This is a genomic window from Peptoclostridium sp. AF21-18, from assembly GCF_003478825.1.
In the GTDB taxonomy this organism is placed as follows: domain Bacteria; phylum Bacillota; class Clostridia; order Peptostreptococcales; family Peptostreptococcaceae; genus Peptacetobacter.
On record NZ_QUGE01000004.1, the window covers coordinates 126,854 to 133,238 of the forward strand.

Annotated in this window: 6 protein-coding genes; 3 read left to right on the forward strand and 3 right to left on the reverse strand. The window is 33.0% G+C overall.

Features of this window, described 5'->3' with window-relative positions; all coding sequences use genetic code 11:
• Positions 1-98: 98 nt before the first annotated feature.
• Positions 99-500, reverse strand: coding sequence for a pyridoxamine 5'-phosphate oxidase family protein (locus DWX74_RS03715; protein WP_118548768.1), 402 nt, complete (start codon positions 498-500; stop codon positions 99-101).
• Between the two features lie 160 nt (positions 501-660).
• On the opposite strand from DWX74_RS03715, the gene DWX74_RS03720 reads away from it, so the two are divergent.
• Entirely contained in the window at positions 661-993 is a 333-nt protein-coding gene (locus DWX74_RS03720) for a winged helix-turn-helix transcriptional regulator (protein ID WP_118548769.1), read from the forward strand.
• Positions 986-1,543 (forward strand): DNA topology modulation protein, encoded by a 558-nt coding sequence (locus DWX74_RS03725; RefSeq protein WP_118548770.1) that lies wholly within the window; start codon positions 986-988, stop codon positions 1,541-1,543. The genes DWX74_RS03720 and DWX74_RS03725 overlap by 8 nt, the downstream gene beginning before the upstream one ends.
• Positions 1,544-1,607: 64 nt before the next feature.
• Here DWX74_RS03725 and rbsK read toward each other — a convergent pair whose 3' ends face one another.
• Positions 1,608-2,516: a ribokinase gene (gene rbsK, locus DWX74_RS03730; RefSeq protein ID WP_118548771.1), complete on the reverse strand. Its 909-nt coding sequence runs from the start codon at positions 2,514-2,516 to the stop codon at positions 1,608-1,610.
• Between the two features lie 139 nt (positions 2,517-2,655).
• Between rbsK and DWX74_RS03735 the strand changes: the two genes are divergently transcribed.
• A complete protein-coding gene (locus DWX74_RS03735) occupies positions 2,656-3,888 on the forward strand; it encodes an MFS transporter (protein WP_118548777.1) in 1,233 nt (410 codons plus the stop codon).
• A gap of 152 nt (positions 3,889-4,040) precedes the next feature.
• Here the strand turns inward: DWX74_RS03735 and DWX74_RS03740 are convergent, their stop codons facing one another.
• On the reverse strand, positions 4,041-6,026 hold the full coding sequence (locus DWX74_RS03740) for an NAD(P)/FAD-dependent oxidoreductase (protein ID WP_118548772.1): 1,986 nt from the start codon (positions 6,024-6,026) through the stop codon (positions 4,041-4,043).
• Positions 6,027-6,385 lie beyond the last annotated feature (359 nt).

Consider the following 6,385-nt stretch of genomic DNA (forward strand, 5'->3'; position numbering starts at 1 on the left):
TATTTAGATAAATATATTATATAATATATGGAAAAAAATCTCCTCTTTATAGGAGATTTTTTAATCATTATTAATAAAATTATATATACTTTCTGTTATTAGAATTTTGCTTCATATGGAGGGTTTCCAGAAAAATCTGCTATTGTTGCTTTAGGATTTGCTATATAAAATACTTCAAATATTGGATTTGTAGCTCTTTCATACTGTCCTTTTACAATTGGGTTTTCTATACAGATTTCTTTCACTTCCATATTATTTTCAAATACTGCATCTCCTGTTAATCTTAGATATTCGTATTTTTCATTGCTAACTGATACCGCTACTGATGGATTTTTCTGCATTTCTTTATATACATCTTTCTGATTATTTGTGCAGAACCATAATTTTCCATCTTTTTCTGCCATAAACATAAATGGTCTTGCTTTTGCCTTTCCATCTAAACTTACTGTTGCTAATGTCTGAACCGGGTTTTCATTTAAAAATTCTACTATTCTTTTCATTTTTAATATCTCCTTTATTGTTATAATTTGTCACTTTAACTAGCTAGTCTGTTGTTTTTTTCTTTCTTTAAATATATAATAAACCTAGATGAAATACTTGAAAAGTACGCACTTTTAAGTGGTTTGGTTACCTTTGGGTAACCTTTGAGGAGGCTTAATTATGATAAAAGAATTACCTGCTTGTCCAGTTGAAACAACTCTTTCTCTTATCAGCAGTAGATGGACTGTTTTGATTATAAGAGAATTATTAACTGGTACAAAGAGATTTAATGAATTGAAAAGATCTATAAACAATATTTCACAAAAGGTTTTAACTTCTAATTTACGAAACCTTGAAGAAAATGGATTAATTGAAAGAACTGTATACGCTGAAGTTCCTCCAAGAGTTGAGTATTCTCTTACAGAAACTGGGCTTAGTTTAAAATCTATTTTAGATGCTATGTGGGATTGGGGAATAAACTACAAAAAATCATATGAGGAAGATAATGCCTAAAGATAAAATATTTCCGTCTAAAGTTATGGTTATAGGGTTTAGTGGCTCTGGAAAGTCTACAATTTCAAAGATGATTTCTGATATTTTAAACATTCCTGTTCTATATTTGGATAAGGTTCACTGGCTGCCAAATTGGGTTGAAAATGATGCGAAAACTGAGTGTAAGATTGTATCCAATTTTTTAAAAGATAATGATAGTTGGGTAATCGACGGAAATTATTCTCATATGTCGTACAACGAAAGATTAGAATCCGCTGATTTGATTATTTTTATGAATTTTAATAGGTTTAATTGTTTATTTAGGGCCTTTAAAAGACTTCTGGAAAATAGAGGAAAAACTAGAAAGTCTATGGCAGATAATTGTATAGAAAAGGTCGATTTCGAATTTATAAAATGGATTTTATGGGACTCTAGGAAGAAATCCCAAACTGATAATTATAAATACGCTTTTGAAAAATATGGAGATAAAGTAATCATTATAAAAAATCAGAGAGAGTACGACGATTTTATAGATAATTTTAAGCATAAGTATCAAGTTTTTAAATTCTAAAAAAGAGCTAGTCTACGTTGATTAGCTCTTTTTCATATATTTTTATATATTCTTTTATTAATTTTTATATGTTTTTTAGTTCATCTCTTGAAGGAATTGATGTCTGTGCACCCTTTTTTGAAACAGCTATTGCAGCTGCACTCTGCCCAAAATCTATAGCTTCTTCTATACTTTTTCCTTCACTAAGTCCAATTACAAGTCCAGCCGTAAATGTATCTCCTGCTGCTGTAGTGTCTACAACTTTTGTTTTTTTGCAATCAAAGCTTTTTAAATTTTCTCCGTCATACATTATTGCTCCATCTCCACCAAGAGTAGATATAACATAATCTACACCTGTTTTATGAATTTCTGTTGCAGCTTCTTTGTATTCTTCTATGTTGCTCAATTCTTTTCCAATTAATGTAGCTAATTCTAACTCATTTGGCTTAATTATATGGCAACCTTTCCAAAGATTTACGTCTGGATTTTTTATAGCAGGAGCAGGATCTATTACCACTTTCTTTCCTTTTGATACAGCTATATCTTTTACATATTCTACTGTATCTATAGGTACTTCAAGCTGCATAACAATATACTCTGCATCGTCAATTAAATCCATATTTCTGTCAATCATATCCCTATCTACAACTGCATTTGCACCAGAGATTACAGTTATACAGTTTTGACCATTAGCATCTACATATATGTACGCCTGACCTGTAACACTGTCCTTTATAATTTCTATTCCTCTTGTGTCTACATTTACACTTTTTAGATTGTTTAATAAAATCTCTCCTGCATCGTCATCTCCAACTGCTCCAATCATAGCCACATCTCCACCAAGCTTTCCTATTGCGTATGCTTGGTTTGCACCTTTTCCACCAGGTACTTTTTTAAGGCTTTTTCCAAAAATTGTTTCTCCAGCTTTTGGCATATTTTCTATTTCTATTACATAATCTAGGTTAAGACTTCCAACTACTAAAATTTTGCTCATAACAAAAACCTCTTCTCTTTCAAAATTTTAATTCTATATTTACTTAAATATTTTATCATGATATTTTTATAATAATGAATAAATTTGAGGAAACTTGGGATTTTAACCAAGTAGGAGGATTTTTATGTCAACAGATGAGATGTCAACAAAAAGACATTGGAAGAGAAATTATTTTACCATTTTAATAGGTCAAACTTTTTCTCAAGTAACTAGTGGTGCTTTACAGATGGCCATTGTTTTTTATCTTACACTAAAAACTGGCTCATCTATGGTCTTATCAATGGCTACGATGATGGGATTTTTACCACAGGCTGTTTTAGGCCCTTTTATAGGAACTTTAATAGACCGACACAGTAGAAAAAAAATTATGATTACATCTGATTTAGTAATTGCAGGAGCTGCAGCTATATTAGCTTTTATCGCAACATATCGAGAGCTTCCTGTCTGGATGATTATGCTAGTTCTTTTGATAAGAAGTATAGGAACAGCATTCCATACACCAGCTTCTGGTGCAATAACACCTATGATTGTTCCTGAAGAAGCACTTACAAAATGTACTGGATATAATCAATCTATGCAGGCAATAGGGTATATTTTAAGTCCAGCTATTGCAGGTGTCTTATATGCTGCTTGGCCACTTGAAGCCATAATAATGTTGGATGTTTTTGGAGCTGTTGTTGCAAGTATTTCTGTAGCACTTATCCATATCCCAGATCCTAAAAAGGATAAAAGCTCAGAAAAAGCAAACTACCTTCAAGATACACTGGATGGTTATAGAGCTCTTAGAGAAAATAAAGGGTTATTTGGAATGGTGTGGGTTGGAACAATTTATATGTTCTTCTACATGCCTATAAGTGCACTTTTCCCTCTTATGAGTATTTCTTATTTTGGTGGGACTCCTGTTCACTCTTCAATCACAGAAGTTGCCTTTGCTGTAGGTATGCTTTTAGGAGGATTTGCTCTAAGTCATTGGAAAGGATTTAAAAATCGTATGACAACAATTGGAATTTCAATATTTGTCATGGGATTTTGTATGGCCCTATCAGGACTACTTCCTAGAGGATTTTTCCCTATGTTTGTAGTTTTCTGCACAATTATGGGATTTTCTGCTCCATTTTATGGGCTTAGAAATGTATTATTCCAAGAACAGATTGCACCAGAATATTTAGGAAGATGCTTCTCTCTTCTTTGGAGTACTATTTCTCTAGCTATGCCTGTTGGATTATTTTTCTCTGGGATTTTTGCAGAAAAAATCGGTGTAGAAAAATGGTTTATCCTTTGTGGAGTGAGTATTCTGTTTGTAGCAGCGTCTACATTTGTAATTCCAACACTTAGAACTGCAGATAGAAAATATCAGGACAGTTTGGATTAAATTTACAATCTAAAGTTAACAAAATATAGCTCATATTATTTTATCTTTCAATTTAATTTTTTAGCATAAATATAAATAGGTGCCATCACAAAACGTATAAAAACGTTCATGTAATAGCACCTTATTTATTTTAGACTATATTATTTTGTATCTTATAAGCTGTATGCTGCTTCGAAAGCTTCCCACATTGCAAAGCTTGCCTGTCTAGCTCTCTTAGCATCCCCAACAACGTGTACTTCTGGAACGAATTCTTTTATCTGTTCAGATATTGGATCGTAGTTTCTAGAACCAAGTCCGAATAGTATGTAGTCGAATCCTTTTAACCATTCTTCTGTACCGTCAGCTCTCTGAACTTTAACGTCGTGGTCAGTTACTTCTAATATTTTAGTATTTACATTTATATGAACACCTTTGTTTTTAAGTTTTCTTATTAATGGAGTTCTATTTGGAGCACATACTCCTGTTAATAACTGTGGTAACATTTCTACTAATGTAACATCTACGTCACCAATACTAGCATCAAATCCTCTAGTGAATGCGTTTGGTCTAGCGTTTTCTAATACTGTTTCTGCAGTTTCACAAGCAACAGCTCCTCCACCTAGTACACAAACTTTTCCTTTTGGTATAACGAATTTTCCTCTTAAGAAGTCATGAGCTGTAAGAACTGGGTAGTCCTGAGTTCCTTTTATTGGTGGAACTAATGGTCTAGCACCTGTTGCAACTATAACTGCTTCTGGAGCAAATTCTTTTATATTTTCTACTGTAGCTTCTTTTCCTAATACCATTTTAACTCCAGCTTTTTTAGCTCTGTAGTTTAAGTGAGATAACCATTTAGTCATTTCCTGTTTACCTGGAGCTACTACTGCTAAGTTTATCTGTCCACCTATCTGAGTGTCAGCTTCCCAAAGTGTTACATCATGCCCTCTTTCAGCTGCTGTAACTGCTGCCATCATACCACCAGGTCCAGCACCTATAACTAGAACTTTTTTAGATTTTTCAGCTGGAACTTCTGGGTAATCATATTCAAATCCAACTCTTGGGTTTATATGGCAACGACACTGAGGTCTATCTGCAGTACGGCTTATACAGCTTCCTCCACAGCTTGCACATGGAGTTATTTCATCAAATAAGTTTTCTTTTGCTTTATTACATAAGTCTGGATCTGCTAATAATGGTCTACCTATTGATACCCCATCAACTAGTCCTCTTTCAACTATTTCAGCAGCGTATCTTATGTCATTTATTTTACCAACAGCGTAAACTGGAACATCTACAACTTTTTTGATTTCAGATGCTTCGTGTACGTTTACACCTATGCTTTTGTTCTGACTTGGTATTATGTGTTCTAATCCTTCGTACTGAGTACCACCAGAAACTTCGAACATATTTACACCAGCTTCAACAAATTTTGGAGCTAAGTATAACATCTCTTCTAAAGAGTTTCCTCCTATCATTCTTTCATCCCCAGATATTCTAAGCATTATTGGGAAATCAGGACTTACATTTCTACGAACTTCTTCTATCATTTCTATTACGAATCTTGCTCTGTTATCTAGACATCCGCCGTATTCATCCATTCTTTTGTTTCTTAATGGAGATAAGAATGAACCTGGTAGCATGTAAGCATGTGCACAGTGTAATCCTATACCACCGCATCCTGCTTCTTCAACTCTTCTAGCAGCCTGTCCAAACTGTTTTATTATTTCATGTATTTCATCTACACTTATAGCACGGCTCACGTGGCAGTTAGCATTTGTATTAACTGATGGTCCAAGTGGTGCTATATGTCTGTATCCACATATTGATTCTGGTCCTGGATGTATTATCTGAGGTATTAAAGTACTTCCTGCTTCTCTAACTCTTGTAGCAAATTCTCTGAACTGAGGAACTAAATCATCAGAATCTAAAGCAGTTGTATTCCCCATATATTTATATTTACTATCTATTGTTACCGCGTCTATTGTTACATATCCTGTTCCACCTTCAGCTCTACGAACAAATATATCTGCTAATCTTTTTGGAACTGTTCCGTCAGCAGCTTCGTAGTCCATACTCATTGGTGCCATACCAACTCTGTTGTTTAATGTTAATGATCCTATTGTTAAAGGTGAGAATAGTTTAGAATTTTTCATATCCATGATGTTGTTTTTTCCTTTCGATTTTATTTTATTTTTATTTATTTTTTTATTTTTATTTTATTTTTTATATTATGCAAACTTTTTCCTTAGTTTTGGTCAAAGCCCTTTGTCTATATTTATGATAACAAATATTCTTTTCTACCATTGGACAAAAAGTTGTCGAATACTCGCTAATTTCTTGCACTTTTTGCCTAATAATATATCACTTTTTGAATATCTATTATTATCTACTTTGGGGATATTTCTTTGGTTGACGAGTTTAATTATCATTTATATAAATTTGATAGTATTTTGTCATTTTTACACTAAAAAAATAGGAGCATAGCTCCTATCCTTCTACTTCGCAATATATTAATATT